This window comes from Leptolyngbya boryana PCC 6306 (genome assembly GCF_000353285.1).
Classification (GTDB): domain Bacteria; phylum Cyanobacteriota; class Cyanobacteriia; order Leptolyngbyales; family Leptolyngbyaceae; genus Leptolyngbya; species Leptolyngbya boryana.
Genome location: NZ_KB731326.1, coordinates 96,254 through 121,543, shown reverse-complemented (window position 1 = coordinate 121,543; position 25,290 = coordinate 96,254). Strand labels below are relative to the sequence as shown.

General features: G+C 47.1%; 32 protein-coding genes. 18 read left to right on the top strand and 14 right to left on the bottom strand.

The window, feature by feature from the left end; translation table 11 throughout:
- Nucleotides 1-60: 60 nt before the first annotated feature.
- On the top strand, nt 61-255 hold the full coding sequence (locus LEPBO_RS45525; protein WP_026149119.1) for a helix-turn-helix domain-containing protein: 195 nt from the start codon (nt 61-63) through the stop codon (nt 253-255).
- Between the two features lie 563 nt (nt 256-818).
- Here the strand turns inward: LEPBO_RS45525 and LEPBO_RS0133845 are convergent.
- A complete protein-coding gene (locus LEPBO_RS0133845) occupies nt 819-4,001 on the bottom strand; it encodes a plasmid replication protein, CyRepA1 family (RefSeq protein ID WP_017292033.1) in 3,183 nt (1,060 codons plus the stop codon).
- A gap of 36 nt (nt 4,002-4,037) precedes the next feature.
- Here LEPBO_RS0133845 and LEPBO_RS44705 point away from each other — a divergent pair, with 36 nt between their 5' ends.
- A complete protein-coding gene (locus LEPBO_RS44705; RefSeq protein ID WP_263970857.1) occupies nt 4,038-4,169 on the top strand; it encodes a hypothetical protein in 132 nt (43 codons plus the stop codon).
- A 455-nt stretch (nt 4,170-4,624) separates the two neighbouring features.
- On the opposite strand, the gene LEPBO_RS44700 is transcribed toward LEPBO_RS44705, so the two are convergent.
- Nucleotides 4,625-4,756: a hypothetical protein gene (locus tag LEPBO_RS44700; RefSeq protein ID WP_017292032.1), complete on the bottom strand. Its 132-nt coding sequence runs from the start codon at nt 4,754-4,756 to the stop codon at nt 4,625-4,627.
- A 687-nt stretch (nt 4,757-5,443) separates the two neighbouring features.
- On the opposite strand from LEPBO_RS44700, the gene LEPBO_RS0133835 reads away from it, so the two are divergent.
- Nucleotides 5,444-7,843: a hypothetical protein gene (locus LEPBO_RS0133835; protein ID WP_017292031.1), complete on the top strand. Its 2,400-nt coding sequence runs from the start codon at nt 5,444-5,446 to the stop codon at nt 7,841-7,843.
- A gap of 352 nt (nt 7,844-8,195) precedes the next feature.
- Here LEPBO_RS0133835 and LEPBO_RS39345 read toward each other — a convergent pair whose 3' ends face one another.
- Nucleotides 8,196-9,383, bottom strand: a complete 1,188-nt coding sequence (locus tag LEPBO_RS39345; protein WP_017292030.1) for a relaxase/mobilization nuclease domain-containing protein — start codon at nt 9,381-9,383, stop codon at nt 8,196-8,198.
- Nucleotides 9,384-9,389: 6 nt separating this feature from the next.
- Nucleotides 9,390-9,902 carry a hypothetical protein gene (locus LEPBO_RS0133825; protein WP_144056467.1) on the bottom strand — a complete coding sequence of 171 codons (513 nt, stop codon included), beginning with the start codon at nt 9,900-9,902 and terminating at the stop codon, nt 9,390-9,392.
- Between the two features lie 346 nt (nt 9,903-10,248).
- Between LEPBO_RS0133825 and LEPBO_RS0133820 the strand changes: the two genes are divergently transcribed.
- The 7 genes from LEPBO_RS0133820 (at nt 10,249) to LEPBO_RS0133785 (ending at nt 14,686) form a co-directional block, all read left to right on the top strand.
- Nucleotides 10,249-10,806, top strand: a complete 558-nt coding sequence (locus LEPBO_RS0133820; RefSeq protein WP_017292028.1) for a hypothetical protein — start codon at nt 10,249-10,251, stop codon at nt 10,804-10,806.
- Nucleotides 10,803-11,576, top strand: a complete 774-nt coding sequence (locus LEPBO_RS39340; protein ID WP_017292027.1) for a nucleotide-binding protein — start codon at nt 10,803-10,805, stop codon at nt 11,574-11,576. Before LEPBO_RS0133820 ends, LEPBO_RS39340 begins: the two co-directional genes overlap by 4 nt.
- Nucleotides 11,563-12,183 carry a hypothetical protein gene (locus LEPBO_RS0133810; RefSeq protein WP_017292026.1) on the top strand — a complete coding sequence of 207 codons (621 nt, stop codon included), beginning with the start codon at nt 11,563-11,565 and terminating at the stop codon, nt 12,181-12,183. The genes LEPBO_RS39340 and LEPBO_RS0133810 overlap by 14 nt, the downstream gene beginning before the upstream one ends.
- Nucleotides 12,184-12,439: 256 nt before the next feature.
- Nucleotides 12,440-12,829 carry a hypothetical protein gene (locus LEPBO_RS0133800; RefSeq protein WP_017292025.1) on the top strand — a complete coding sequence of 130 codons (390 nt, stop codon included), beginning with the start codon at nt 12,440-12,442 and terminating at the stop codon, nt 12,827-12,829.
- A complete protein-coding gene (locus LEPBO_RS40645; RefSeq protein WP_017292024.1) occupies nt 12,826-13,503 on the top strand; it encodes a pentapeptide repeat-containing protein in 678 nt (225 codons plus the stop codon). Before LEPBO_RS0133800 ends, LEPBO_RS40645 begins: the two co-directional genes overlap by 4 nt.
- A gap of 33 nt (nt 13,504-13,536) precedes the next feature.
- Nucleotides 13,537-13,869, top strand: coding sequence for a DUF6464 family protein (locus tag LEPBO_RS0133790; protein WP_017292023.1), 333 nt, complete (start codon nt 13,537-13,539; stop codon nt 13,867-13,869).
- A gap of 232 nt (nt 13,870-14,101) precedes the next feature.
- On the top strand, nt 14,102-14,686 hold the full coding sequence (locus LEPBO_RS0133785; RefSeq protein WP_017292022.1) for a hypothetical protein: 585 nt from the start codon (nt 14,102-14,104) through the stop codon (nt 14,684-14,686).
- Between the two features lie 245 nt (nt 14,687-14,931).
- Here LEPBO_RS0133785 and LEPBO_RS43185 read toward each other — a convergent pair whose 3' ends face one another.
- Both LEPBO_RS43185 and LEPBO_RS0133775 read right to left on the bottom strand, forming a co-directional pair.
- Entirely contained in the window at nt 14,932-15,069 is a 138-nt protein-coding gene (locus tag LEPBO_RS43185) for a hypothetical protein (RefSeq protein ID WP_017292021.1), read from the bottom strand.
- Nucleotides 15,070-15,206: 137 nt separating this feature from the next.
- Complete coding sequence (locus LEPBO_RS0133775) at nt 15,207-15,467, bottom strand: hypothetical protein (RefSeq protein ID WP_242049422.1); 261 nt, start codon at nt 15,465-15,467, stop codon at nt 15,207-15,209.
- A 690-nt stretch (nt 15,468-16,157) separates the two neighbouring features.
- Between LEPBO_RS0133775 and LEPBO_RS43180 the strand changes: the two genes are divergently transcribed.
- Together LEPBO_RS43180 and LEPBO_RS42695 are read left to right on the top strand one after the other, a co-directional pair.
- Complete coding sequence (locus LEPBO_RS43180; RefSeq protein WP_017292019.1) at nt 16,158-16,310, top strand: hypothetical protein; 153 nt, start codon at nt 16,158-16,160, stop codon at nt 16,308-16,310.
- Nucleotides 16,307-16,924, top strand: coding sequence for a GIY-YIG nuclease family protein (locus tag LEPBO_RS42695; RefSeq protein ID WP_017292018.1), 618 nt, complete (start codon nt 16,307-16,309; stop codon nt 16,922-16,924). Before LEPBO_RS43180 ends, LEPBO_RS42695 begins: the two co-directional genes overlap by 4 nt.
- A gap of 78 nt (nt 16,925-17,002) precedes the next feature.
- On the opposite strand, the gene LEPBO_RS0133760 is transcribed toward LEPBO_RS42695, so the two are convergent.
- The 7 genes from LEPBO_RS0133760 to LEPBO_RS0133735 form a co-directional block, all read right to left on the bottom strand.
- A complete protein-coding gene (locus LEPBO_RS0133760; RefSeq protein ID WP_026149116.1) occupies nt 17,003-17,191 on the bottom strand; it encodes a hypothetical protein in 189 nt (62 codons plus the stop codon).
- A 389-nt stretch (nt 17,192-17,580) separates the two neighbouring features.
- On the bottom strand, nt 17,581-17,904 hold the full coding sequence (locus LEPBO_RS0133755; RefSeq protein ID WP_199344626.1) for a hypothetical protein: 324 nt from the start codon (nt 17,902-17,904) through the stop codon (nt 17,581-17,583).
- Between the two features lie 32 nt (nt 17,905-17,936).
- The gene (locus tag LEPBO_RS0133750) at nt 17,937-18,341 is read right to left on the bottom strand and encodes a hypothetical protein (protein WP_036047207.1); all 405 of its coding nucleotides are present in this window, start codon (nt 18,339-18,341) and stop codon (nt 17,937-17,939) included.
- A gap of 53 nt (nt 18,342-18,394) precedes the next feature.
- On the bottom strand, nt 18,395-19,771 hold the full coding sequence (locus LEPBO_RS0133745; RefSeq protein WP_017292015.1) for a hypothetical protein: 1,377 nt from the start codon (nt 19,769-19,771) through the stop codon (nt 18,395-18,397).
- Nucleotides 19,772-19,925: 154 nt separating this feature from the next.
- Entirely contained in the window at nt 19,926-20,483 is a 558-nt protein-coding gene (locus LEPBO_RS44215) for a DUF4113 domain-containing protein (RefSeq protein ID WP_225904000.1), read from the bottom strand.
- A gap of 35 nt (nt 20,484-20,518) precedes the next feature.
- Nucleotides 20,519-21,178 (bottom strand): Y-family DNA polymerase, encoded by a 660-nt coding sequence (locus LEPBO_RS44210; protein ID WP_225903994.1) that lies wholly within the window; start codon nt 21,176-21,178, stop codon nt 20,519-20,521.
- The gene (locus LEPBO_RS0133735; RefSeq protein ID WP_026149115.1) at nt 21,163-21,609 is read right to left on the bottom strand and encodes a LexA family protein; all 447 of its coding nucleotides are present in this window, start codon (nt 21,607-21,609) and stop codon (nt 21,163-21,165) included. The genes LEPBO_RS44210 and LEPBO_RS0133735 overlap by 16 nt, the downstream gene beginning before the upstream one ends.
- Before the next feature lie 394 nt (nt 21,610-22,003).
- Here LEPBO_RS0133735 and LEPBO_RS39320 point away from each other — a divergent pair, with 394 nt between their 5' ends.
- Nucleotides 22,004-22,546, top strand: coding sequence for a hypothetical protein (locus tag LEPBO_RS39320; RefSeq protein WP_144056466.1), 543 nt, complete (start codon nt 22,004-22,006; stop codon nt 22,544-22,546).
- A gap of 91 nt (nt 22,547-22,637) precedes the next feature.
- Nucleotides 22,638-22,964, top strand: coding sequence for a hypothetical protein (locus LEPBO_RS0133725; RefSeq protein WP_017292011.1), 327 nt, complete (start codon nt 22,638-22,640; stop codon nt 22,962-22,964).
- Between the two features lie 21 nt (nt 22,965-22,985).
- Here LEPBO_RS0133725 and LEPBO_RS40635 read toward each other — a convergent pair whose 3' ends face one another.
- Nucleotides 22,986-23,393, bottom strand: coding sequence for a tetratricopeptide repeat protein (locus LEPBO_RS40635; RefSeq protein WP_017292010.1), 408 nt, complete (start codon nt 23,391-23,393; stop codon nt 22,986-22,988).
- A gap of 150 nt (nt 23,394-23,543) precedes the next feature.
- Here LEPBO_RS40635 and LEPBO_RS0133715 point away from each other — a divergent pair, with 150 nt between their 5' ends.
- From LEPBO_RS0133715 to LEPBO_RS0133700, 4 genes are all read left to right on the top strand, one after another.
- Nucleotides 23,544-23,810 (top strand): hypothetical protein, encoded by a 267-nt coding sequence (locus tag LEPBO_RS0133715; protein ID WP_144056465.1) that lies wholly within the window; start codon nt 23,544-23,546, stop codon nt 23,808-23,810.
- A gap of 100 nt (nt 23,811-23,910) precedes the next feature.
- On the top strand, nt 23,911-24,654 hold the full coding sequence (locus LEPBO_RS0133710; RefSeq protein WP_017292008.1) for a dTDP-4-dehydrorhamnose 3,5-epimerase family protein: 744 nt from the start codon (nt 23,911-23,913) through the stop codon (nt 24,652-24,654).
- A gap of 113 nt (nt 24,655-24,767) precedes the next feature.
- A complete protein-coding gene (locus tag LEPBO_RS0133705) occupies nt 24,768-24,986 on the top strand; it encodes an addiction module protein (protein WP_017292007.1) in 219 nt (72 codons plus the stop codon).
- Entirely contained in the window at nt 24,979-25,278 is a 300-nt protein-coding gene (locus LEPBO_RS0133700) for a type II toxin-antitoxin system RelE/ParE family toxin (RefSeq protein WP_017292006.1), read from the top strand. Before LEPBO_RS0133705 ends, LEPBO_RS0133700 begins: the two co-directional genes overlap by 8 nt.
- Nucleotides 25,279-25,290: the final 12 nt, after the last annotated feature.

Genomic DNA, 25,290 nt, shown 5'->3' with positions numbered 1-25,290 from the left:
CGCAAATGTCGTTGAGAAATCGTAACTGCCTAAATCCGTTTGTGAAATACTTTTGAGCTTGTGGATTTAAGAGAACTACGTCAATCGAGGGGACTTTCTCAGCGTCGAATTGCGGAAGCAATTGGGGTATCTACACAGACAATTCGGAACTGGGAAAAAGGGCAATCTGAGCCGTTCCTGAAAGTGGATCAGACCGAATCTCTATATCTTGCAGTACTCGCTTTCAGTGCTTGCCGAAGCAATTCGAGAAAGTAGTAGAGTCGTTCAACTCAAAACTTGAATCAAGGTTGAATTGGAATAGTGACTGTGATCGCAAATTTGATCGCAGTCAACAGGATTCCACTGCCTCCAACTTAATTCCATATCACTTGATATGAAATTAGGCTTTGAACAAAATAGTCGATCTCACTTGTACTGGGATTAAATTCTGAGCAATATAAGGATTGTTCGATGTGCTGCTGCAAAGTCTTACAGAGTTCGAGTTGCTGAACGCTACAACACTTGTTCTTTCGCTGCATCTGAACAAGACCTATGCTTATGCAAAGACAGAGTGAGATGAAATTGGGTTTCTACAACTACGATCTTCCTGGAGAAGACGCAGAGCGGTTCTTTTAACTGACTCATTGCTATAACTCTGAGCTAAATACTGGTTAGGTGACTTCAGATTGTACGATGCTGGTTGCAACAGGTTAGAAAATCAGGTGATTTCCTAGAATTTTAACGAGTGTCTCGAAATTTGTAAAGGTCAGCAGATTTCTTTACTGTCTGCGTTTCCTGCTCTCACTTTACATTAGTCAAAAAACGCTCTTCACCTCCATTCATTTCGTCTCCTGTCGTACGTGCGAGGCTTTGGCTATTTGAGCTAAATAGCGCAAGACTGGCTCCGGTATTGATTCTCGGATTGCGGCTAATTGCTCCGGATCTGATTGTGCTGCCTCAAGCATTTCGCGAACATCATCTAAACACTCTTCACTCAACCAGCCAGAAGGATCACCCCCTCCTTGAGAATTTTCTAATGGAGGGGATGATCCAAAGTCCTCCGCGCTTTCCGTTTGCATTTGTGCTTGAAACTGTTGCCGTTTGAGATCCCGGCGCTGAAGAATGCCCCAAAGATTCTGCCAATGTGCTTGATCGAGCGAGTAAACTCGCAGCTTCTCGCCTTCGTGACCGGGTACTGAGCGCGACCACTGTTGCTTGAGAACAATGCCCAATTGGGACAACAGTTGGTGAATGATTTGGACATCGGAAACGCGATCGCTAATCGTGAAGTGTAGTGTGAGTTTGATATCGGCGCTAAACTGCCGCGCACGATCTGCATACACTTGCAGATCGTATTTGCACCATTGCTCTCCATTGCGAGCACGATCAAGAAGTTCAGTTAAGCCAATTTGTTCACGCACCCGTCGCCGCAACTCAGTATGAGAGAAGTCCCAAGGACAATAGCCTTGATTCCAGGTCGCTTGCCTTTCTAGAGACTTTGCTGATCGATCAAGCGCAACATCTGGAAACAAAAGTGATTCTAGGTTCAGAATCTCTCCGCGCCGTCGTCCATTGTTGTCCCAGAGGCAATCGTCGATCGTCAGATCCTCAAGGCAGTAGAAATCTATTAGGTAAAACTTGGAGAGTGCTGCTTGCTCTTCCGGTGTGATCGCAGATCCAGATGCTTGCCTTTCTTCGAGTTGCCGAACTTGCAAATAGGTGAGCGATGGTACCTGTACGAGGGTTTCGGCTTCCAAGATTTGCGCTTCTTGGCGAGATCGCGCCAATTCTTGCCTAATGACAGAATTTGGGGTTCGTTCTTCAAGCATCACATGATTGCCCTCGAATCTGATTCTGGCTAACACGGCATCTCGAAGGTGCTGCATTGAGCGATTCTGTACGGCTGCTAGGTGGCAATACAGCGAGATGTGGGGATCAGACTGCCAATTATATTGCTCGATGCCAGAGATCGCCTCAGTTCTCAAGCTAGTCCGAATCAGTTGCACAGTTGCCGTTGATAGAGTTTGGAGATGGTGACGCACTTCGAGGGGATTTGCAGAACGGCTAACTTTTGAACGGTTCGACCCAAATCTTGCAACCCACACCACCCGAGCTACAGGCTCCCGCACTCGGCTCAGTGATTGAGCAATGTCGCCATCGTTCGAGCTTGCACCTGTAAAAATGCCATATACGCGATGGACAATTCCTTGACATTCGATCGAGACCCCAGTAGCTAATGAAGGTGAGCAGATAATAATGTCGTAGTGCTGAATCTCGGCATCCGGTGCAGCAGTAAAAGCTCGCTCACACTCGCCACCACTGGTTTCAGAGTTGAGCAGCAATACCCGTTTTTGAGGGTGCTGTTCGGCTAAGAGTCTCGTCAGCGATTTGCTTGTGGCTTTGCTGTCGGTGGCAACAAATAGCACTTTTCCTTGGGGTAGCGTTGTGACTTCTTCGAGAAAATCTGCGGTAATGACGGTGCGATCGCGAGCCATGATGAATCGACAATCATAAGGCTCAGGCTTGAACAGATTCCGAATTAGATACGGTTTTTGCTCCTCGCTGCGCAGGTCTCGCAGATAGTTTAATGCAGCGTTGTCTAAATCTGCGTCTGCGACAATAATGCGCCGTGCATTGCGAACCAGTTCGGTGAATCGTGCCAGAATCACTGGGCGCTTGCCATCTGTGGCACAAGTCGCAGACGTGAGTTGATGCCGCAGCTCCTGAGTTACTTCGTCTAAAATCAAGTCGCAATCTGTGAATTGTGCGGGATCGATCGCAAGTAGCCCATCGACGACTGAAACAATCCGCTGAGTAAATCCGGCTTCTGAGATAAATCGACCTTGCACTTTATCGGCATCACTGCGATAAGTCAGATTTAAGCGTTCTCCTAAATTTCGTGCTAGAGCAATTCGATGAGACAGTGACAGCACTTTGGGATTATCCTGGATCAGGAGGTTGAGCAATTTGGTTTTACCTGTGCCCTTTTCGCTGGAAATGCCGACGATTCCTGCTTCGGGAGTTTGCTCGATTTGGGCGATTGGCAGTTTTGAGAGATCCCCGATATCTGTGAGCAAATTAGCCGGATACGTTAGTCTGCGCTCTAGTCGCTGTGTAAATTCCCATTGAATTAAGGGGAGCGCGTTATCGTAGGCGGTGTGCCATGCGTCTGCACCAGCATTCGCGACTAAATCATCCAGCCCTTTGCCTTGCTGCGATCGCCAGGTGGCAACCAGAACTTCGCAGCCGCGCTCAACCAACAATCGACCGAACCTGGCGATCGCAACGCCAACCTGCCGCCTAGTCTTCTCGCGCTCGTCCTGGTCAAACGCCAATACAATCCGACGACCTGGAACCGCAAATCGCTCTATATCAGGAATGAGATAGGGCTTTACTGGATTACCAAGTGCATCTTTTGAGCGATAGCCACCTGTACAGCCGAACAATGCGAGCGCGATGTAGCCTTGTGACAGAGCGCACTCTGCTTTTTTCCCCCCTTCGGTAATGACGATCGGGGTCTGAGGAGTGTCTGCAACCCAGCTCCAGAAGCTGCCGTCTGTTGGAACCGGAGTCTGGAGATGTTGAGCCATAATCTCTCGAATCGCCGGAGGAATCGGTGGCAAGAAAGCGGTTGAGCCTCCACCTTTTCGACATTCATATTTGCGCTCTTTTCCGCGATCGTCGATGCGGGGATGGCTGAGTTTGCTTTGCCAGAACGATCCATCTTCGTTCTTGAACAGTGCCGCATACAAAGTCGGCTGAACAGAATTGCCAAATCGGGTGTAGCTCCATCCAAGTGCATCGTGAATCGGAGTGCTGACTTCTCCGCCAAACGCGACTTCAAGATCTCGAACCAGTCGGATCGAGGCTTGGTAGAGTGCCGGATGAATCACGCTGCCCGTTAAGAACTCCGAAGTCATCTTCTCCTTGAATTGCTCGAAAGAGAGAGAGTCAGCAGTGCCGGAGTGACCGCTAAACAGTTTAGGGTTGACATTGAACCCACGTGGAACGGTTGCAATCATGATCCCCCTCCAAGCAGGCTCAGTTGGCTAGCCACTATGAGTTCTAGGTTCGTTGGCTTAGAGCAGGGCTTACTCGGTGAGAGCGATGTCTTGACAGATGAAGATTGGATTATGGGTGCCCACTCAAAATTTGCATCATTGGGCATCCACCGCTCACAATCTTTATAGAACGAGCGTTTAAGTCCAGGAATAACTTTCCTAGACAAACAGGTTTTACAGTGAATCATGGTTCTAAGTCCAACAGGGGGCAGTTGGACAAAGAGCAATGAAGTAGAGATGCCATGCTCAAGGCAGCATCGCGTTCATAAGCAATTACAGCGACGAGATACGTTCGCTTTCACTGATTTATCGATTTAGCCCGGATCTCAAAAACTTTCAATTGCTCTCTATCCCGGTAACGAAGCGAGGGGGAGAGAACCACGCAGATTAAATCTTGAAAAATGACCAGCAAAAACTGTTGCCAAGTTGGTCAAATTACCGCATAATACTAGACATGGCACTTTGGGAGACCTAACTTTTCGCCGTCCAAAGCTTTCGGTTAGTGTCCCCGCCCTCGGTTATTCAAACTGAATATTTGAGCTTTCAAATCCCTCTCTGCTGCAAACAGAGGGGGATTTTTGCTCCTAAAGTTCTAGAGCATGATGTTGACCTCCCGCTTCAAAGGTGAAAACTTGGCGCGTCATGAAAGCTCCTTCACGCTTCTGAAGTGAGGCAAAGCGTGCCAGAACAGTTTCTCTAGTCGCAACTTGTTTCATGACCAATATCTTTAACGGAAATGGCTTCTCTACAGCAAAGCGAATTGACCTCATAACTTGGCAATCTTTCACTTTTTCAAAAGAGGCACTGAAAGTTCTAGAGAAGTGTCTGCATGATGAAAAAGCACAATCCCAGTACAAACCCTATCCACGCAGCAAGGAGCAGAAAAGGACAAGCTATTGTTCTAGCTTTTGCTAGAGATTAAGAGCATGATCACAAGGCTCAATATCTCTCCCCTTCCTATTCTTTGCTGCTTAGATGATTCAAGCAATTAGTTTCTAGACTTGTTCGGATCGCTTCGGCTAAAAATTTTTGTGGGTCAAGCTACTCCTTGTTATCAATGAACTACTTCTAATCCCCAGAGCGTTTAACTGGCACTGAATACTTCCTCAGTTGATCAGAAATCTGCCATATAAGACTTTTAATCGACTGACTACAAAGATACATCAAAATCACCTGATTTTAAACCGACTTCTAAAAGTCCCTCTTTAGAAGGTCGATCGTCTCTAATCGCTCTAGATTACTCCTGCTTTTGTACGAAATCACAATGCTGAATCTACTTTAATGTTCAATAACCTTGGTTATTGCATTATTTGAGCTTGGTGTTTAAGTTTTGATCTTCCACTACGATGTTAGAGACGCATTGCCTTTCCGGGTCATTTTATCGTCCTTCTTTGGAATCATTTGTGCCGTTGCAAACCTCCTCAACTGCTGATGTCTCTCCAGATCTCAACAATCCTTGGGTGATCATTTTTGATGCACTGAGATCGCAAGAATTGCAGCAGTATCGTTCCCAAGCGATTGCCGAGATCGCCGAGAGGTCGCAATTAGCAGGAGCAGATTTGACTCCTCCAGACTTCGTTGCGATCGCGCCCTACCCGGTACTTCTCCCTGAGGTTCATGCTCAAGTAGCTGATACTCCTGGAATTCACCCCAACAGAAAAGTCCATAGCTGGAGTCCCGCGATCGCAACGCTAATGCGTGATGGAACAGGAACAGCAGTGGGGATCAACTTACGGTTTCTGAAGGCGTATTTAAACGAAGACGATATCAAAACCGTTCGGCTTGGCGGTGCTGGGAAGCTTTGGCAAGAAAGAGCTGGCTTTCTGCCTGGGGATTCTCATAGTAAAATCTGCCTTGGCTGTGAGGGTGCAGATTTTCAATCGTTTTATCTGAATCGAGCGTTTCGCCTGCCCACTTATCAAGGATTAGGAAGTGCAGGTGCAATTTATCGAGATATTGAATCGATCAAGGTAGACAAAGAAGCAAACGGATGGACTAAATTCATTCTTTGCCTTGATCGTCCCTTTAGAAAGGACTCTGACACCGAAATTAATCGTTCTGTTGCAGCAAATACAGCAAAGAATATTATTGCTTTGCGGAAAATTGGATACGACGTAAAGTTGATGGTATTTTACGATCGCCAAGGACGATGGGTTGCCTGTGATGATGGATGCGCTCGCTTTATTGAAGTAAAGCCTGAAAATTTCAAGTGGGTTGCCGAAGCAATTCAGGAACAACAAACCAAAGAAGCTAAAGCTCAAACGGAACGTCAGTCGGTCTATGTTCCGAATCTGCACGCATCTCACCCAGCCGCCGACAAAAAAAATCAAGATCTAATTAACGCGATCGCGGATCGGATTGATGTAGGTGAGTTTGATCGAGAAGAGCGAATTTTAATTGCCGCCTTCTACAAATCGATCAATGATCGCCTTGGTTTTGACAAAGCTTGGGCAAACAAACTTCCAACAGAGCGCAAATATGCGACTGAGATGGAGTGGGACTGGAAGCGAGCTGAAGTGTCATCTGGCAACGAACTAATCAGTTTGACCCTTGCGATCGCGAAAAGACTTCGGTTTGATTTATCGAGTTGGTCGAAACAATGGTGGGCGGATCACCCAGAATTTAAAAACTCAAATCGAGTCTCTCGCTCTAATTCAACTTCTTCAAAAGTGCGAACACCGATTCTGAGAACTCGACCGACAAACACCAAGGTTGCACCAAGCAGTTCGCAACCTCTAGCCGCACCATCTTCTCAGCCTGAACCAGCAATTCTATACAGGCAACCTAAACCGATGACTCAAACAATGCTTCAGTCGCCATCAGCGCCCCTGCCGCTGTTCAATCTAGCTTCAGAGCTTGTACAGAACATTATTCAAGGGAAACAGCTTTACAAGAACAATACCGAAGGCTCTTTGTACCAGGTGGCGCGAGAACTACGAGGCTGGCAAAACTGGACTCAAAGCAAACAGATTCGCCTTGATCAAGCTGCTCAAACATTCGTTGATCAAGCTGCCAATGTTCTTGAATTGTCACCAGAGAAAGTCACAGCAATTCTTGATCGAGTTGATGAAATTGGGGATCAGCATATTCCTGGTGTGATTTACAAAGCGGATGGTTCAGAAGTGCCTGCATGGGTTCAAATTTATCACCTCGATAAAATGGTTTTTCAAGCAGCGTGTCCGGACGAACTCAAGCCAGCAGTCCTTGATGCTATCCGTCAGTACCGAGAGCGAGTGGAGAAGACGGTTAGTGTCGAAACCTCTGAGCCAAAGAAGCGAGTTTTGCCTCCTCCGACGCGCATTGCATCGATTCCGAACTCTCAAACAAAGCCATTTGAACCAAGCAGTGAGGAAGATGTCGAAGATCGATCTCCTGCTGTCGATGTTAGTACACAGGAACACGATCGTTCAGAATCTACTAGCACAGATCACGCAGCAGTAAGCGAAGCTTCTAGCAGCAATGAGCCAACTCAAGAACCATCGGAAATAAAAGTTGAAGTTCCCGTCCCTGTATCAACAGAACAAGCAAAGTTAAATACAACGCTGGCTCGATTGGGTAGAAGTATTGCAGCACTTAAACCTCCCGATCCGGATGGTGATAAAACCATCGCTGGTAAAAACAAATATACGATCGTGCTAAACGTGCGAACGAATACGTTGAAGATCTACTCGAACGATCGAGGCAAAGAGCCGATACTGTTCGATGCTGATGGAAAGATCGATCACGCGAATTCAAAAGTGACTCAGGCGGATGTAGATGCTTTTCGTGAAGCGTTGAAACAGGTCAACGAAAAAAAAAGATAAGTGAAAAAACAGTAGTCACTAACTTACAGCGCTAATTTTCACCTTTAGGAAAAGTGATTTTATGAGATGGAGAGGTCTCTGGTTGTGTCGCGTCAGCGCTTGGACACAAATGTATCGGTATTGATCTGAGCTTAGATTATTTGAAACTTGCAGAAAAAAGATGCCAGCAGTTAACGATATTTGGAGCTTTGCTAGAGACAGAAGATTGATGAAGTTGTTGCCTGCGGAAATCGCAATGGTCTTTCAGGAATCGTGGATTTGTACAAAATAGGGCTGGTGCGACATCTTTTTAGCATAAAACTTAGGGTGCAAACCGCCTCTTATGTTCCCTAAGTTTAGAAGAGTTTGCTTGCTAGTAGTGCTCCTGATCAGATCTTTTAACGTTTCCTAGTGTTTTGAGATAATTAGTTCCGTCCCGCATCAGTAGCTCTGCAAAAACGATCGCTTGCTGAATAACTTGGTTGACGTATACGATCGCTGAACGTCGTCCTTGCTGCTGCTCAACTTTCTGGGCTTTGTCCCCGTAGAATATCATCAAGCTTGTCTCATCTTGATGGATGTCAGAAAGCGATCGAGCCGCGACGATCACATCACGGCGTTCTGCCTCAATTTCCGCCAAATTAGTCTCTGACTGCCGCAAGACAGTCTGCCAGTATTGTCGATACAACGCTTGATACTTTTTGCGCTGCTCCTGGTCTCTCAACCACTGCTGACATTTCTCTCGCGTCATTTTCTGCATTAGCAATAGTAACTGGTCTTGAGCGGGGTCGTACTCGATCTGTCGGTGTGCTTGCAGTCCTCCAAAGCTGTAGGCAGGTCCCAACTTACAGCCAGCGAACGCGACCCCATCGATTTCATAGCTAATCCCTTGAATCATGCCCTGTGCTTGGCGAAATCTGACTTCGACTTCTTCTTCTTTTAAGCGAGCCACGAATTCTGTCATCGACGGGGGATCGGCTGACACTCGATCAATGATGTCCCACAGTTTTTCCTTCGGAATCGGCTTTCCTGTGCGCTCTTTTAGTCGGTACTCTCCAGTGCTGAGATTCTGTCTTTGAGCCTTTGGACGAATCGGGTGATTGCTCAATCTGAATTCTTCCTCCAATTGGCGTTCAATCTGTAGAAGTTTGAGCTTGACAAAACTATCTCTAACCCATCCCGCTTTGAGGGAGACAGCAGACGTTGCAATGTGCCAGTGCTGCACATGATTTCGGTGTTCGCGATCGTGATGTCGCACCACAAGATACTGACAATCTTGATGCCCAGTTTTTTGCAGCAGCGATCGCGAAATCTGAGCAATTTGATCATGTGACACAGTTTCTCCAGGTGGTAGTGAGACTGCAAAGTGAACCATTGTTTTTTTCACTCTAGGGTTTAGGTCATGCGAAAAGCGAAACTCTTCGGCTCGCTCCTCACAATCACGCCCACTCATGTTCGTTGCTAGGACTGGATTCGCTTCGGGAGTGATCTGCTTTGCTGGCTCATGTAAGTACAGCATCAGTCCCATCGGGTCATTGCCTTTAGCATAATTAATTTTCATCCCAACTCATAGGCGATTAACGGCGTTCTTTAGACGATTCAAAGCAATCTCCCGCCTTGTTTCATGAATTTGTTCAATCAGTTCTTGCAACAGCGATTGAGCATCTGGTGATGCGCTGAACAGAGAATCTTTTGAAGTCGCACATATCCTTGTCTCTAAAAGTTCAATCATTTCTCCCAACCGCTGGTACGTTGCTGCATTTACCAGTGGACCGTCAGCTTTTCGACGCATAAATCCATAGTCATCGACGTTGCCTCTCAGCGCGATCATCAAGAGATATTCAGAGACCGATTTTGCCCCGACTGATTGAGATCGAGCTTTAATTGCTGTCTTCTGGCTCGGTGTGCAGGTGATCTCGATCGATGCGGTCTTTCCTTCTCGCTTTGCCATATTACCCGGTAACTTGCCACGACTTGCTGCGGGGCTAGCACTATTGCAGTTGTCTATTTCTAGATTGACGAATCTGCGATCGCGTACTCGTACAGCATCGCCAGTATAACGCCAATCAAACAGGTACATTTCGTTTAGATGAAATATAACAAATCAGCCCCAAGAAATTGATTCATTAACCTGGATAAAAGACAAAAGAAAAAACAGAAGCAAGGCGTTACTATACCGGAAAAACTAACTATCTGTTGCCGAAAAGCCTTGTGCCTGTAAATGAGAACGATCGTGCAATCACAGGCGACTCAAATGTTATTTTAACCTTGATAAAATTGCAGTTTGTTAAATTACTTCAATGCCATTTCCTATTAAGCATTACAGGGATAAGATGGCTAACAAGATAGATTCTGACGGAAGGTGAATTTTGCCAATCAAAGTTAGTAAAAGTTCCTTCCACAGCGCACTACAGAAACTAGCGGAGATGAGAAAGGCTTCGCCAAGTCAGTTAAATCTGCGCCAAATTGTTGATCAATCATTTTCGATTCTTAAGCGATTGCGCGATCGAGGATTCACCTGGGAAGAAATTGCATCTAGTCTTGAGGAGGCGTTTGAAGAAGAGGTTAAAATCAAACCCAAAACGTTGCGATATTACTACTGCCAAGCTGCCAACAAAAAGCAGAAGAAATCAACGGCATCGAAGAAGCCGAGGGGTGCAAGGCAGGTTGATAAAGGTGCAATTTCGGAGCCGACAAAAGTGCCAGCGCGAGATGAACATCAGGGACAATCAAAATCAACGATTGTAGAAACTTCTTCGCCTGAAGTCCCCATAACATTAATGAGCGAAGTAGAAGAAAAAGCGTTTGATCTAGAAGAGCATTTTGCCAGCATTCCAGAAACATCCCCGAAAGCGACTTTATCTGAAGCGTCATCAACGTCAGATGCGATCTCGGAAAACTCAGGCTGGGTCAACGGGGAATGGATAGAGCCAACCTTTAATATCAACCGAGTTCGACCCAAACGAAATAGGACTACATCATGACAACTTCCGCACAAATGAAACGAATTATTATGATCCTGGGCGGCAAAGGAGGGACAGGGAAAACCCTGCACTGCCGACAGTTGTATTTCTTTCTGATTCAATCCGGCGTGAACTGTTTAGCCTTTGATGCCGATGTCGAGAACCCGGAGTTTCAGGAATATCACACCGAAGCATCACAGGCAGTGACCTTGATCGATTTTGTTCAAACTGAGCAAGCGAAAGCCTTTTTTACCCAGATTGAACAGCAGAAACCCGATGTTGTCTTGATCGACATGCCAGGTGCGTCAGGACGGGCAACGCGCGATCAGATCAAGCGCTTTGGCATGTTTAAAATCGCTCAACAGTTGGGCTATCGCGTCACGCTTGATACGGTCATGAACAATGCTTACAACACGATTAATAGTTTGCAGATGATGCAATCTTTCTGCGGCGATCGCGCGGATTATGTGGTGGTCAAGAGTGATCTTTGGAATCAAGGAGCACTTAACTTTGATCGCTGGGAGCGCTCTGAGACTCGCAAACAGTTCCAAGCGCTTAAGGGCATTGAAATCTCAATGCCTGTTCTAGAATTGAGTACGTTTGACGTGATTCACGAACAGGGACTGTCATTTTTCGAGCAGGATCAGTTGCCGTTTGGCGATCGCATTTTGCTCGAAAGCTTTCTCGATCTCAGCCGTCCGCAGCTTGAAGCTGCCACTGACTATCTGGGGCTTGGATTCAAAACGCCAAAGCCTAGCAAAAAAGCTGAGGTGAGCAATGCCGGAAAATAGCAATCCCCTCAGCGACTTAGAAAATGAAGTGGCTGAATTATCACTCGCTCTTAGCCAGCAAACGACCTCGATCGGCGAACTCAAAGAGGTGGTTGGCAGGCTTTGGAAAGAGGTTGATGCCAGCAAAATTGCATCTCAACAAGATGCGGTCAAAATTCACGACAAAATCGATCAATGGATAGAAACCAACCGTCTAATTCTCGAATCGAGCCAGCACCTGCTCAAAGTCATCATGGTAAATTCCGAGGAGACCCAGAAATCTGGAGACTCTTACAGGAGCGTTATGAAATGGGGCGAAGAATTCAGTCAGCGACAGAGCGAATACGACAAAACAATGAAGCAATTGGGCGACACCTTCAGCAGATTGAAAAGTTTTCACGAAAATCTGCAAGCAACCAACGAGAAGCTTACCAAGCTCAACCAGAAGAAATCGGCAGGCATTTTCCCCATTTGGAGAGCTGATTCATTTGTAGCGTTGGGGTTGTGTGGGGCACTCGCGATCGTGATCTGTGGCTGTTTCTTGTGGGTTACTCCAGTCTTGAATCGCATCAATAATCAACTTGCTGCATCTGCTGCCCGGATTCAGAAACTTGAACAGAAACAGTAATACGAAAGCTTTTTTATTCAGATTAGTTGTTTTGTCCTACCATAATGTCATGAAAGCCCTGAAGTTTAAGTTCTACTATCACAAGCGGAATTGCTATCTCAAACGGTTGATCGATACTGCTAGTAAAAGCTACAACAAAGCAACACTTGCGGAGAGTGCTACTTTCAAATGCGGTGTGCCTGCAATTGCTGGTTGACCCAGAAACCTTGGTGTCCGCATCAAGGAGTACGTCAATCTATCTATCAGGATGAAGACAATGAATAAAGCCCTGCTTTTAGTGCTGAGTGTTTTAGGTGTTGGCGCGATCGGGGTCACTGGATACAGAATTGTTTCTGATCAATCGACATCTGCTTCACCCGCAGCAAATGTGAGACCGATGACGCAAGGTGAGATTGCTGAACTGCATATAGCACAAGCAGTCGCGCAGCAGCAAACGACTGCAAAGCTAAGACCAATTAATCGGTCTACTTCATCGTCATCAGAGCGACCGAGCTTCTTGTCTCAAGTCAAAAAAGCAGTGCTGCATCCATCTTTGGGGTCGCTTGGGGAGCTTTTATCGGAATTCCTGCGATCGGGGCTGTTGTGCTTTTGGGGGTCAGATCCCAGAAACAAGGAGCTTCACAAGAGGCAGTCAAACTCCTTTTGAAAGGCATTGATAAGCACTCTAGTTGGGATTGGAACTATTGGCGATCGCAGCATCTCGATGTTGCGGTCTCGCTTTCAGGCATCGATTTGTCGAATAAAGCTTTATCGGGTTTTAATCTCAGTCACGTTAATTTTGCTGGTGCAAATTTCAAGAACGCACAACTGATTGGAACCAAGTTCAAGTTTGCCAATTTAACCTCAGCAGATTTGTCGAGTGCCAATCTTGCAGGCGCAGATCTAACGTTTGCGGACTTGCGTGATGCGAACCTCAGCAGCGCAAATCTTAGCCGAACGACGCTTCGGTTTGCTCGACTGCACGGAGCCGATTTAGAGTCAGCAAATTTAGAGTCAACTGATGCGATACAGAGTGAATGGAATGATGCAAACTTAAACCACACCAACATCAGGTGGACAAAATTTTGTGGCGCAGCGCTGATTCAGGTGACGGCACAGTATGTGAACGGGGAATTAGCAGATTTCACAGGTGCGGTTCTCGATCTCTCTGATTTTTCTCACGCAAATTTTACAGCCACGAAGCTGATTGCTAGTTCAGTTCAGGGAACCAATTTCGATGAATCATCGCTCTCAGTAGCCCAAATTGAGAATTTGCAGTTGGATCAAACAATGATCGTCCCCGCATCAGAGACTCAGCGCGTAAACAATCCGATTACATAATCAATTCGCGACTTGACCGAAGCACTTGAGCCTATGAAATCTGCTTTGGACGCATTAAAACTTTCGTGTTCACGACATCAGGAAACAACTGAACAATTATCGAGCCAGATTAGGCAGGAGATGTTAAACAGTACCGAAGCGATCAATCGCTTAAGACGGGCAACTCAAGATTTGAATCAAAGACTAGATCTGCTTGCGAACTCCTTTGCTCGATCAATCGAGAATGTTATTGATATTGACACAAGGCGTGAAGACGATTGCCTCTATTTCAATCGAAATGGCTATATCCGCTGTGCAGTCAATCCCAGTGCGACATCCTGTGAAGATTGTCAATCGTTCGAGCCAAGACACGCAGAGAATGAGTAGCATCGCAAATTTGTACAATTTTTCAGCGCATGTGATGAAGTTTTATCGGTTTGAAAATCCGATAAAACTTCATAATCGCACTCAGTCCTACCTGTTACACCTATCGTAATTCCAATTCACTTTACTAATGAAGTAGGGGTCGCCGCATAATCAAAACAAATTACGACCCATCTATCAGTAGAAGGATGGAATCTAAATACAGGCAAAAATTGTAAGATTCAACGAGGTGCAAATGAATCAGCAACTTAAATTTTGGTCTATCCTAGTCGGCTTAACTTGCGCCTTTAACGCTTGTGCTGCTCTACCAGCCGTGGCTTTACCAGGGCAAAATGCAGAGGAAGTCGCACGATGGACAGTTCAGCATCCGTTGATTACTGCACTCATGCCTGCGCTCAAATTACAAACGGTAGAACCCGATCTAATGTCTGCATCCAAGTGTATGGGTCGCGAGTTAGGTTTTGCAGTTTGGGCACCGAAAGGGCTAGTGCTTAAAGAACTTGTCGATTATCGCTCTAGTGATCCGTCTTTCGATTTCAATCCAAAAAATTCAGCCGGAGTTAATCTGATTCGACAAGTGTACGATTCTACGATCGCTCAAGATCTTGCTGCTTCCAGTCTGGTCTATCAGGGAACGGGTAAGACGCTCGGACGCAGGTTCTACAAAGGCAGGCACTTCGGATACATCACACAGCACTTTCGCGATCGCAGCCGCGAGAGTAGTACTCAGCAACGCGATGTAGCACAGCTAATAGTAGTACCGCTCAGCCAATTAGACAACGAAATTCAAATCGATAAAAAAATAGGTTCATTCTACTGAGCGATTGCGTTGCAATAAAGAGACAGGATTAGAGCCTGTTGAGAGAAACAGTAATGTTCCGTAGTTAATCCCAAAGCTCCGTTCAAGTGGCGACAGATACTGCTTAATCTTGAGAGCCACAATCAGCAAACCCGATCATCCCTCAGAGGACAATCACAGAAAGCAAACTGCTCACTTATAAGATGAAAATCATGATGCTACACAGTCTACGATTGAAGCGTTGCTACCTGTACTCTATTTATTTTTCAAGCGATCTCTGCAAGTTCATGCGCTAAATACTTGATCGAAGCTTGATCTTGAACCCGATGAAGCGATGCAATGGCTGTGTTTAACTGCGCGATCAATCCAACTACTCGCGGATCAATTTCTGTGTTTACTAGCATGATTGGAAATCTCTTGTGAAGCTTTCTCTATTATCTTTTAAGTATATACGTATGTAAATATAAATCTAATTAATTTTAGTTGTGTTTTGCTTGCTGATGTGCGATCGAATAAAGACTCAGCAATTTGTACAAAAGTGCTAGGTGCTGCTAGCAGGTGCGACTTTTCCTAAGTAGACGCTGAGCAAGGCTTGCTTTCCTGTTTTTCGACTAATTCCTCGATAACGCAGATAGCGATACGGACCGTATTCCCTCCCGGTTTTGCTGTCGCGAATCATCTTATGCTCGATGTGCCCCTTCCCGCCGCGTTTCCCGACGGCGGTTCCGTCCAATCGCATATTCGGTTCCGCGTCGTTCGGCTCCCGTCGCGCCTCTAGCAAGCCTTGAATCATCGCTTGCAAATCTTCGAGGTCGCGATCGTCCCATGCTTGGATCTGCTGAATCAGTTCTTCTGCTGGGCTACTGTACGTTTGAAATGAAGCTCTGAATTTTCAGGCGCTAAAAACCCTATGCTGCTGTAGCAAAGTAACGCTGGGGTGAAAATAAAGTTCCGTACTATGGTGATTTCTCTCAGTTGAATGGCAGCAAATTGAAAAAATAAAGTTCCGTACTGTCACATCTCTAGACCATATATAAGGTCAAGGTGTCAAACTCTTATGAATACTGATGTTTCGTCATTTTCCTGCACAGAATCGCAACCTTGCCTGACCTCTTTCCGATATTAAAATCGCCCTGCTCCGTGCCAGTTAGTTCAGAACTTTATTTTAAATTCCAAAACTTTATTCTAAAGTTCGGAACTTTATTTCAAACGTACAGCTACTAGGTTGGCGTGGCATAGATCCCTCTGAGGATTAAGCTTAGGGAACAAATAAGCTCTTTTGTTCCCTAAGTCGCTAAACGTGATGTCTTATCGATCTTTGATTGAACTGATTGAACGGATCTCCGTTCGGCTCTCATTATGCTCAGCGTCTAAACTTAGGGAACGTTCAGAATTATGTTCCCTAAGTTAAAAGTCCGTTTATTCTGCTGCGTCGTACATATCCTGTAGAATCAATAGCTGCTCATCACTTAGACCCAGTTCGCTCGAAACGGTGAATTGTGCTTCGGCTTCCGACCTCGATCGTTATGTGCGATCGAAGCAGAATCGCTCAGATTGGTTGCGATCAGCGATCGAGGCAGCGGCTAGAGCCGAAGGGTGGGCTGCAAGCGATGATCAAACGCAGGCGAATCCGTCAGCTTTATGAGCGATCGCGTTAAACAAGAGGCACTGAAGATTCTGAAGTTGCTATCAAGTCTTGAGTTTGAAAGTTGTTACCTGCTGACCAAGGACTTCAAAGAACTGCCGCGTCAACCTGGACTATATGCTATTCGGCAGCGTGACACGGTGGTTTATGTAGGGAAAGCGCTTAATCTGCGCGATCGCTTCAAAACCGGACATACCGCGCTCGTTAGTGCATTCATCGACGGCGTAATGGCTGAAGATCTTCGCATTGCCGTTGTGACTGTTTCTCCGTATTGGCTCGCAAGTCTTGAAGAACTCGAAACACGGATGATTCTTCAAGCCAAACCACGATATAACGGTCGTGTATCCTCAATTAAAGCTCAAACGATTATGTTTAGCACGGATAAAGTCAAAATCCTAGATTCTCTACCTCCTGCCATTCGGGAAGCTTTGGAAGACTATGGCGCAGAAACGGGACTTAACCCAGATCAGGTCGTTGAGTTGGCAATCGTCAATTTTCTGGATGTGGACGCAGCAACATTCCCTAAGAGCTTCAAAAGTATTGGTCAACTGAAAGAGGAAAATGCCATCCTCAAGCTGAAGCTCAAAGCTGCGGGTGTTGACGTTGACGAGTAATGACAAAAGCCGCGATCGTCGATAAGCAGCAATGATTTTTGTACAAATGAGCGATGAAGCATTCGAGATATTTGCTAATCAGCATTGCGATCGCAATGCTATCTTCATCGCTGGCGCAGAGCAGCGTTCCTTGATCGAGCCATCAGGCGTGCGATAAATCAGTTGCAGTGCCGAGTCACCTTGAGGAATGACCGCCACGACCGTGACAATCTGATCGTGTTCCACGCCGGAGAGGTTTTGTCCTGCTGCAATCTGATTGAGCTTCATGGAGGCAGTCACTTCTTGAAATTACAACGGGGTCTTACTCTGTTGTCTGATCGCCACCAATAGTGGTTTTGCGACTTTGCAGCAACACCTACTGACGTGTCGAATGATACGTTACACTTTCCACAGCCAATTTTAGCCTGTGCAAGAGTTTGTGGCAGGATTCTGGGATGATTCCGGCGATCGCATAGAAATTTCGTTCGTGGGGATGCTTCCGCGAACGATTATGCAGAACGGAACGTAAGGCTTTCTAATGAGGCAGTTACAGGAACTGGGTTTGGAATGTAAACAACATACGCATGATCACCCGTTCGGGCAGCCGAAGAAAAGGTTTTCCAACTAATTTTTCGATGCGATCGTGGATTGCTTTGAATATTCCTTCTAGTCATTATTTAATCTTCTGTAAACCAGCGTTCTTTAACTCCATCCCAACCGTAATGACTGGACTTAAATTGTGCCATCGCTGCAACGTACTGAGAGAGCGTCAATACGACATCGCTATTTTGCGGGATGTTGTCTTCGTCAAGCGTGTCAAGAAATTGGATGGACTGCTCCGACTCAAGAATCTTTCTACAGCTATTAAGAAGCCTATTTACTGTTTTGACCTTGGTTAGGCTGAGTACAGAGTCAGGCTTCTTTTTGCTCAACTCCTTGAACTCCTGATGCATCGCTTCGAGGAGAGGCATAACCGTGTCATGCAAGTTTGCCTTCTCCATAGTTGTCGTCTTTTTATCTGAGCTTCGCATTTTTACTTATACCGTAGGCGTTTTGGCACGATCGTCTCTATGTAAACAAAACCTTGTTCATCTCCCTTCTCACCCTCTTCGGCATCAACAACCCATTTCCATCCGCTCTTGTAGATGATGCTATCGGCGCGAAACTTTTCAAAACACTCAATGTATTGGGACAGCATAAAAACCGCATCACTGTTTTTTGGAACATCGTCGGTATCGAATTCAAAGAAATCATCAAAGGGACGGTATTTATCGCCCAAAAGACTGTTGGACTGATTGAGAAGTCTGTTAACAAACTTCAGCTTGAATGTGTTTACAGCATCATTAGGTGATTTTTTTGAAAGAGCAGAAAGCTCATGATATGTACTTTGAAGTTGCCCACACAATTTCTCAAACTCGTCAACGTCCTTGCGCTTCATACTTCTTGTCCTTCCGGTGAAACCTAGCTTTGTTCGGGTTGCCTGTGAAACTTTTATGACGGACATGCTCGCCGGAACTCCAGATACTTTTTCTTGAGAACATCGATCGGTGAGCGCTGTTTGCTCTCAAAGATATTGACCATCAGTTCAATATCCTCGTCGGTTAGGGCAATGATGCATCGCCGTTGCCCGGACCACAAATCGATCGTGTTTTTGAACATTGCCTTTGGCAATCGATGTCTTGTGACCAGAACACCGAATTTCCCAAGTCCGCTATCGAGATACCTGTTGAGCTGGTTAATGTGATCTCGCTCGATAGCCTTCACATTCTTCAATTCAAAGACAAGTTGCCGATTGCCGTAGTCCTCGCTAATTTCCTTGAGGAAATCCACTGAACGATTGTTGTAGAATATCAAGTCTCGAATAAGAGTACCGGATTCAGTTCTGCTTTGCTCTGCGGCAAAGTCTAGCTCTGGATAAAGCAGAGATGCCAAAAGTTGGCAGATGTACTTTTCATACATTTCGTCGGCTCTGTTTTCTTTCCCAGTGGGTAGTTTTTTTATCTCCGATAACTTGCGTTTAGCGGACAGAACGGGAATCTGGGCAAACAGAGGATCATTCTTGCAGTCTGCTTGAGTTCGGGTTTTGGCTTCAATGTACGACTTGACGACACCATAATTTTCTCTGTTGAAGTTCAAAACTTTGACGCGATCCTTTGGTTCACCTTGGCTGAAAATCTCGTCGTAGGGACAGTAATCCTTGAAATAATCCTCGAAATTGATCCAAGGGGAAAATCGTAGCCACCTTTTAGGAACGAATATAAGCGGATCTTTGGTTTCTGGATGGAGTGGTAAACTGACTGCTTGTTCAGCGAGAAAGGAGTTTGTTTTGTAGTCATAGAGCGACGGGAGAATTGTTTTCTCGATCGGAATCCCTATGTCCTCTGCCTGCTGAATCGTAAAATCTATCAAGAACGATTTAATTAAATTACAGGAAATATCGCTGATACGGTCTTTAGCGATGCCATCTACATATAATTGGATTTCTTCAAAATGCAGAAATCCGTATCGTTCATACTCTGGTATGGATTCAAAGATAAAGAGAATCTCATCGGCTTTATCGGCACCAATTCTTAAACCCTTTCGTTTTTTAGAAAGCCCTAGTCCAACTTCTCTGCACTCAGAAGCAAGAATGAGATTATTTCGCGCTTGGTCACGTTTTCCTTTTCGTATGAGAAAATTTAGATGATTGAATGCATTCACCAGTGCAGTGTGTAACGCATTATCTTGTTGCGATGGGGACTTCCAGAGAAGGAAAGGATCGACGTAAAGTGGGATGTCTTCGTCTAGGCAAGGAATTGCAAAATCTAGCTTTTCTTGGGTGGCATCAATATTGTAGTAATCGGTTAGCCTTGGTCGGATGATGATCATATTTCGGGAAGCCAAGAAGAGCGAACGCTATATCTAGCACATTTTGTACAAATCCATGCTAATTATAGCGTGTTTTTTCAAACACTCCTGAGCTGGAAATCCACCTAGATTTCGCTTTCGCGATGTTGGTTCGCGGGAGCACCCCCGCGAACAATTACGATCGCACCGTCCACAACTCACGCCAGCAGGTCGTATACCGGGGTGATCGCCGCTCTGCTTTGAGCGCCCAGGGGGTGCGCGTGCCGCAAGCGGCCAGATAAATCGTGCGTGCCCCATAGCGACGGTTGATTGTGTCCATCGCCCGCATCAGCGCTTTAGAGCGAGGATTAGGGCGCTGAAACAGGTCAGGCTGCGACACCTGCTCTGGCTGTAGCTCGTAGAGGATGATGCCTGCTTTAGCGATCAAATGTCCAGCCTGGTACAGGCGTTCAACGGCAGGGTCAATCGCATGAATCAAATCGCGCGGGTCGTGGGTGTCCACGGGAAGCGCGATCGTGACGCTCCACGATCGCGGATGCGCCTGATGGCGATTGGTGTGCCAGAAAATCTGCATGTGACGCGCAACCTGGCGCTGCGATCGCAGTTTCTCGGCGGCGCGGCTAGCATATGACGCAAGGGCAGACTGTAAGCGATCTAGGGTTGTGACCGGCGTGCCGAAGCTGCGCGTGACCGCCGTAGACTGCTTGGCGGCGGCAGCAGTCTCTAGGGGAATGCAGGAATATCCCTGAAGTTCGAGCAGAGTGCGCTCTAGGACGACCGAAAAGGCACTGCGAACTCTTTTGGGCTGGCAGCGACGAACTGAGCGGCGGTTTCGATGCCGCGCTGGTTCAAGCGTTGAGTAATCGCCGCCCCAATTCCCCAGATTTCATCAACCGGGGTGCGGTGCAGGGCGACGCTCAGCAGGTCGGGTGGCGTCAGGTCAAGAACGCCTCCGGCTTTGCGCGATCGCTTGGCGTGATAGTTGGCCAGCTTGGCAATGGTTTTGGTGGTGCCAAGTCCGATCGAAACCGGAATGCCGGTCCAGCGCCGCACGGTTTGACGAATGCTACGGGCATAAGTCGTCAGATCAAGGTGAGCAAAGCCATCGAGCGACAGAAAGGCTTCGTCGATCGAGTAGATTTCCAGCGTCGGCGTGAACTGCTCCAGCACCTGCATCACCCGCTGCGACATATCGCCGTAGAGGGCATAGTTCGACGAGAGGACAGCTATCCTTTGCTGCCGCACGAGCGGCTGAATCTGAAACAGGGGAACGCCCATCTTGATGCCGAGGGCCTTGGCTTCATTCGATCGCGCCACAACGCAGCCGTCATTATTCGAGAGCACAATCACGGGAATGCCTTCGAGGCGCGGATTAAACACCCGCTCGCAGGAGACGTAGAAATTGTTGCAGTCTACCAGGGCGAACATGGTTTCCGGTGGTGACGGATTGTGAATTTGACCACGCCCCAGATTTGCACGTCGAAGCTATCGGTCAGCGCGATCGTGGCGTAGCTGGGGTTGGCCGGAACCAGAAACGGCTGATCGCCTCGGTAACAGAGACGCTTGACGGTGGATTCGCCATTGACCACAGCGACAACGATATCATCGTCGCGTGGCTCAAGCGAGCGGTCCACCACCAGCAGATCCCCGGAGTGAATGCCCGCTTCCACCATTGAATCGCCCTCGGCGCGCGCGAGAAAAGTGGCGGCCGGGTGCTCCACAAGATATTCATTCAAATCCAGCGATCGTTCCAGATAATCGTCGGCTGGGCTGGGAAAGCCTGCCGATACGGTGGCAGTATAAAGCGGCAGATGCAGCGGTGGAGAGGGCTGTGGCGTTAAAAATTGAATACTGAACATAAAATCTCGCAACGATGCCGACCCCATATCACAAGCAAAGCGACGTGCAAAGGGGATGCGATCGCGGGCTGTAGTTCTAGAGAAGTAATGTTATCTATATCTCTAGAACAGTTTGATTAATTTCGGATTAATGGCGGCATCGGCGTTGCTCAAGGCTGTAGTTCTAGCGCTACAATACAAAAGCTTTCTCTAGAACTATGCTCGTCCTATGCCTCAATCGCGCTGTCGGCTTGGCTTTTCGTGCGCGTCCATGATGATGACCCCAGGTTTGGAAGCGAATGATTGTCCGAACCGCAGGACGTGCGGTGAAATTGTGGAGTATACCGCTGAAGAACGGGCCGAGCTGATTCGGGTCGAGGTGGCACGGGGCAGACGCCGGCGACGACGAATTGCGGTGAGCCGGCATGAAGCCGCTGTCATGATGCTGATGGCGCGGGGTAATCCTCAGACGCTGGCAGAGTTTGACGTGCCGGAACTGCTAACGACGCTGACGCGATCGCTCACCACAATCCAGCAGGTGATTGCAGAGCAGTATGAAGGGCAATTCATCGCGCCACCGAACACCGAAGCGCACCGCTACAACGTCAAGAAAAAGCGGATTCGAGTTGATTCAAACGAAGACGGGACAGTGAGTGAAGTCGAGTACCGCGCCGTGTACTGGTACAACAAGCTCTCGGCGGATGAGCAAATTTTTGAGCCGGTAATTGAAGAGCGTCGTGTGAAGGAAATCCACCTGTCGCACAACGATGACCCCAGAAATTTAGAGGGGCGACGCGGCATCGAGCGGCGCAACCGATTGACCCTGCTGCGGAACCGTCTCGGCGCGATCGCGGCAGAGCTGGCAGAAGTCGTCGAACTGATGCAAGCGCCGCTTGTGATCTCCAGTCCATTGGATCAACCCGATGAACAAGAAGCGGGACAAAATCTGGAAGATTAATGAAACTGTCCAAATTTGGGACAGATAAGGGCAAAAATTGGACAAACTTAGGTCATAATTGAAATGTGCTGACTTTGCGGTGAAAATTGCAATGATCCACGATCGCATTCAGAACATGGCAGCCAAAGATGAACGCCTGAGAATCCCACCGCTCGGTGAATGGTATGAAGACTTGCTGACAGTTGACAGTGCTATTACCGGAAATACCGAGCCTGCTCAGGCGGCGTCCCTGCTGCGTGCCAAGTTGAAAGAGCGTGAAACCATCATTGCAAAACGGGTTCAATACCTTGCCGCAAAGCGGGGCATTCCTTTCGAGGAGATGTGGCTACAGATTCTCAAGGGTAAATACCAAAAGCTGACCCAGGATGAAATCAACGCCCTGGAAAGCATTGCACCGTTTAAGGATGAATTCCCATGAAACAGACACCGTTTTCTCCGTTCATCGACCCCGGATTTTTGAGGCAATGTCGAAAAACGCTCCCTGGTCATCTACTGCGCCTTCATTTGAGCGGATGTGTTCAGCGATCACCAGGTGATGTTCTGCCTGCTCCAGTTTTCCCACATTGAAATAGCTGCTGGCAAGGTACAGGTTGGCTTCAAACCGCTGTGCCAAGGGCAATTCAAGCGCGATCGCGCGGTGGTAAAACGGGATGGCTTCTTGCTCCATATCAAGAATGTCGTGGGACATTGCCAAGTAGAAAACGCGCTTGGCGTCATCCGGCATTTCGTTCACCGCCTGCTGAAAGAGTGCCAGTGCTTTTTCCAAAAGCATTCTCCCCGCTTCCTCTGTATCAGCGGAAAGCCCCTGACTTCTGAGCCTGAGTGCCATTTCAAAGACGTTTTCCATAGCTCAACACCTTTAGATTATTGGCGATACAAATGTATTGTAATTTAGCCAAAAACAATATAATTTGTCGCCCACAAACTTATCCTCCTTTGGATTTGCGTTGTTTTCATTTCCGATTGTCATTTGTTTGAAAAGTAAGGAGACTTTTCTATGTCTATGTTGAAGCGCACAATTCCTGCTGTCATTACCGTTGGTGGTTGCCTGATGGTCGGGATTGCTTTGATCAGCGATGGTGCAAGCTCTTTAGTAGCAGGTATCAGCGTAGGTAGGGGCGGCGGTTCTGGCGGCAAGGTCGAAGGCGGCGGTAAGCAGTCTAAAGTCTGGAATGACTTTATGACCGCACAAACTGCCTCTGAGTTGTCCCAGGCAACACAAGATGCTGGCGAAGCTGGCGTTGAAGTGACAGTGATCGGCTAACCCACAAGGTTCTCGCTCTCTAAAGGACAGATTGCCCGCTTATGTTTTCCTCGTGAGACATCAGCGGGCTTTCGTTTTGTACATTTACTCACTTTGAACCATGAGAAATATTGTTTCCTTGCTGGAACGGCGTGCAGCCAAAGCTCCATCAAACGTCAAAATTGAAATGTTTGACTTCTCAAATCGTCAAGAGGGTGAAATCATTGGTACTGAGTGGATTGAAAACCCGATCTACCTGACGGGCGACCATGAGGAATCAGGCGTTACCCTGCCGCTGACGGCAACCCCGACAGTTGTATGGCGAGACGGAAATGGTGTGGCGGATTCTTATCCTGTCTGGGCATTGCATCCTAACGCAGGCGATCAGTTGTGCTTTATCTCCCGAAGTGGTGACGATCGTAGACCTGTGCGTGTGGAGTTGATTGATTGCAGGGCAGACTCTCCTACCTTTGGAAACTATAAGGTTGTCGAGACAATGCCAGATGCTAAGCGGTCTCTGCCCATTCCGCCAGGGGTGGGGCATTTACTCACGCAAATGTCAGGAGTCACGACACTAAACTCGATTCAACTCTACTGGGACTTTGCGGCTGATCGAAAAGTACCTTTACCAAAGGGCTTCGGGGTGCTGAATTGGGATCGGTTTGGTAATGTGGCTCCAAAAATGCTGTTTCCGCGTTTTGCTGTGCCTGTCATTGCTCAAGCCTTACTGCTACCAAAGATGCAGCAACAAGCAAGAGCATACACAGCTTCGGGGAATTTCTTTCCAACTGTTCGCTTATTGCCAGATGGTTCCGTTGCTGTCTTAAGAAAATTGCCAGTTGATCAAACAACTCTGGCTGCATAAACAGTACTGAAGGGGGTTCGCCCCCTTCTTCTGTTCAACTTTTCTGTCCTCAACTCACATTGAGCCTTGACCGTTTTTGAGGTACAACTGAGACAGATGATCGAACTATTGTTATGCTGAACGCTGAATACGCTGATCTGCTGAAACTCAGCCCTTCTGAACGTCTCCTGCTGGTACAAGACCTGTGGGACAGCTTAAATGAAGAAGACATTCCCCTGACCGATTCGCAGAAACAGGAACTCGATCGCAGAAAGGCGGCATTCCAAGCAAATCCGTCCTCTGGTCGTTCATGGGAAGAAGTGCAGCGTCGAATTATCGATCGGCATGGCTAAGAACATTGTGTTCACGCCAGAAGCAGAAGATGATTCTGATCAAGGGTACTTCTGGTACGAAAGCAAAAAAATAGGACTAGGGCGGGAGTTTTTAACGGCAGTCGATGCCTGCCTGCAAAGAATCAGCCGCAACCCAAGAATCTACCAAACAATATATAAAGATTATCGAAGAGCAGTCGTTCGACGCTTTCCATATTCAATCTTGTACGAAGAGACGACCACAGAGGTGATTGTCTATGCCGTCTTTAATTCCCGCCAAGACCCTGACAAGTGGCGCGACAGGCTGCAATAAAGCGGTACTCTG

What these genes read in the sequence shown, in the direction of transcription:
- LEPBO_RS0133845 (WP_017292033.1), bottom strand. Translation starts at nt 4,001, where the DNA reads ATGATTGCAACCGTTCCACGTGGGTTCAATGTCAACCCTAAACTGTTT.
- LEPBO_RS44705 (WP_263970857.1), top strand. Translation starts at nt 4,038, where the DNA reads ATGAGTTCTAGGTTCGTTGGCTTAGAGCAGGGCTTACTCGGTGAGAGC.
- LEPBO_RS44700 (WP_017292032.1), bottom strand. Translation starts at nt 4,756, where the DNA reads ATGAAACAAGTTGCGACTAGAGAAACTGTTCTGGCACGCTTTGCCTCA.
- LEPBO_RS39345 (WP_017292030.1), bottom strand. Translation starts at nt 9,383, where the DNA reads ATGAAAATTAATTATGCTAAAGGCAATGACCCGATGGGACTGATGCTG.
- LEPBO_RS0133825 (WP_144056467.1), bottom strand. Translation starts at nt 9,902, where the DNA reads ATGTACCTGTTTGATTGGCGTTATACTGGCGATGCTGTACGAGTACGC.
- LEPBO_RS0133820 (WP_017292028.1), top strand. Translation starts at nt 10,249, where the DNA reads ATGAGAAAGGCTTCGCCAAGTCAGTTAAATCTGCGCCAAATTGTTGAT.
- LEPBO_RS39340 (WP_017292027.1), top strand. Translation starts at nt 10,803, where the DNA reads ATGACAACTTCCGCACAAATGAAACGAATTATTATGATCCTGGGCGGC.
- LEPBO_RS0133810 (WP_017292026.1), top strand. Translation starts at nt 11,563, where the DNA reads ATGCCGGAAAATAGCAATCCCCTCAGCGACTTAGAAAATGAAGTGGCT.
- LEPBO_RS0133800 (WP_017292025.1), top strand. Translation starts at nt 12,440, where the DNA reads ATGAATAAAGCCCTGCTTTTAGTGCTGAGTGTTTTAGGTGTTGGCGCG.
- LEPBO_RS0133790 (WP_017292023.1), top strand. Translation starts at nt 13,537, where the DNA reads ATGAAATCTGCTTTGGACGCATTAAAACTTTCGTGTTCACGACATCAG.
- LEPBO_RS0133785 (WP_017292022.1), top strand. Translation starts at nt 14,102, where the DNA reads ATGAATCAGCAACTTAAATTTTGGTCTATCCTAGTCGGCTTAACTTGC.
- LEPBO_RS43185 (WP_017292021.1), bottom strand. Translation starts at nt 15,069, where the DNA reads ATGCTAGTAAACACAGAAATTGATCCGCGAGTAGTTGGATTGATCGCG.
- LEPBO_RS42695 (WP_017292018.1), top strand. Translation starts at nt 16,307, where the DNA reads ATGAGCGATCGCGTTAAACAAGAGGCACTGAAGATTCTGAAGTTGCTA.
- LEPBO_RS0133760 (WP_026149116.1), bottom strand. Translation starts at nt 17,191, where the DNA reads ATGAAGCTCAATCAGATTGCAGCAGGACAAAACCTCTCCGGCGTGGAA.
- LEPBO_RS0133755 (WP_199344626.1), bottom strand. Translation starts at nt 17,904, where the DNA reads ATGGAGAAGGCAAACTTGCATGACACGGTTATGCCTCTCCTCGAAGCG.
- LEPBO_RS0133750 (WP_036047207.1), bottom strand. Translation starts at nt 18,341, where the DNA reads ATGAAGCGCAAGGACGTTGACGAGTTTGAGAAATTGTGTGGGCAACTT.
- LEPBO_RS0133745 (WP_017292015.1), bottom strand. Translation starts at nt 19,771, where the DNA reads ATGATCATCATCCGACCAAGGCTAACCGATTACTACAATATTGATGCC.
- LEPBO_RS44210 (WP_225903994.1), bottom strand. Translation starts at nt 21,178, where the DNA reads ATGTTCGCCCTGGTAGACTGCAACAATTTCTACGTCTCCTGCGAGCGG.
- LEPBO_RS0133735 (WP_026149115.1), bottom strand. Translation starts at nt 21,609, where the DNA reads ATGTTCAGTATTCAATTTTTAACGCCACAGCCCTCTCCACCGCTGCAT.
- LEPBO_RS0133725 (WP_017292011.1), top strand. Translation starts at nt 22,638, where the DNA reads ATGATCCACGATCGCATTCAGAACATGGCAGCCAAAGATGAACGCCTG.
- LEPBO_RS40635 (WP_017292010.1), bottom strand. Translation starts at nt 23,393, where the DNA reads ATGGAAAACGTCTTTGAAATGGCACTCAGGCTCAGAAGTCAGGGGCTT.
- LEPBO_RS0133715 (WP_144056465.1), top strand. Translation starts at nt 23,544, where the DNA reads ATGTCTATGTTGAAGCGCACAATTCCTGCTGTCATTACCGTTGGTGGT.
- LEPBO_RS0133710 (WP_017292008.1), top strand. Translation starts at nt 23,911, where the DNA reads ATGAGAAATATTGTTTCCTTGCTGGAACGGCGTGCAGCCAAAGCTCCA.
- LEPBO_RS0133705 (WP_017292007.1), top strand. Translation starts at nt 24,768, where the DNA reads ATGCTGAACGCTGAATACGCTGATCTGCTGAAACTCAGCCCTTCTGAA.
- LEPBO_RS0133700 (WP_017292006.1), top strand. Translation starts at nt 24,979, where the DNA reads ATGGCTAAGAACATTGTGTTCACGCCAGAAGCAGAAGATGATTCTGAT.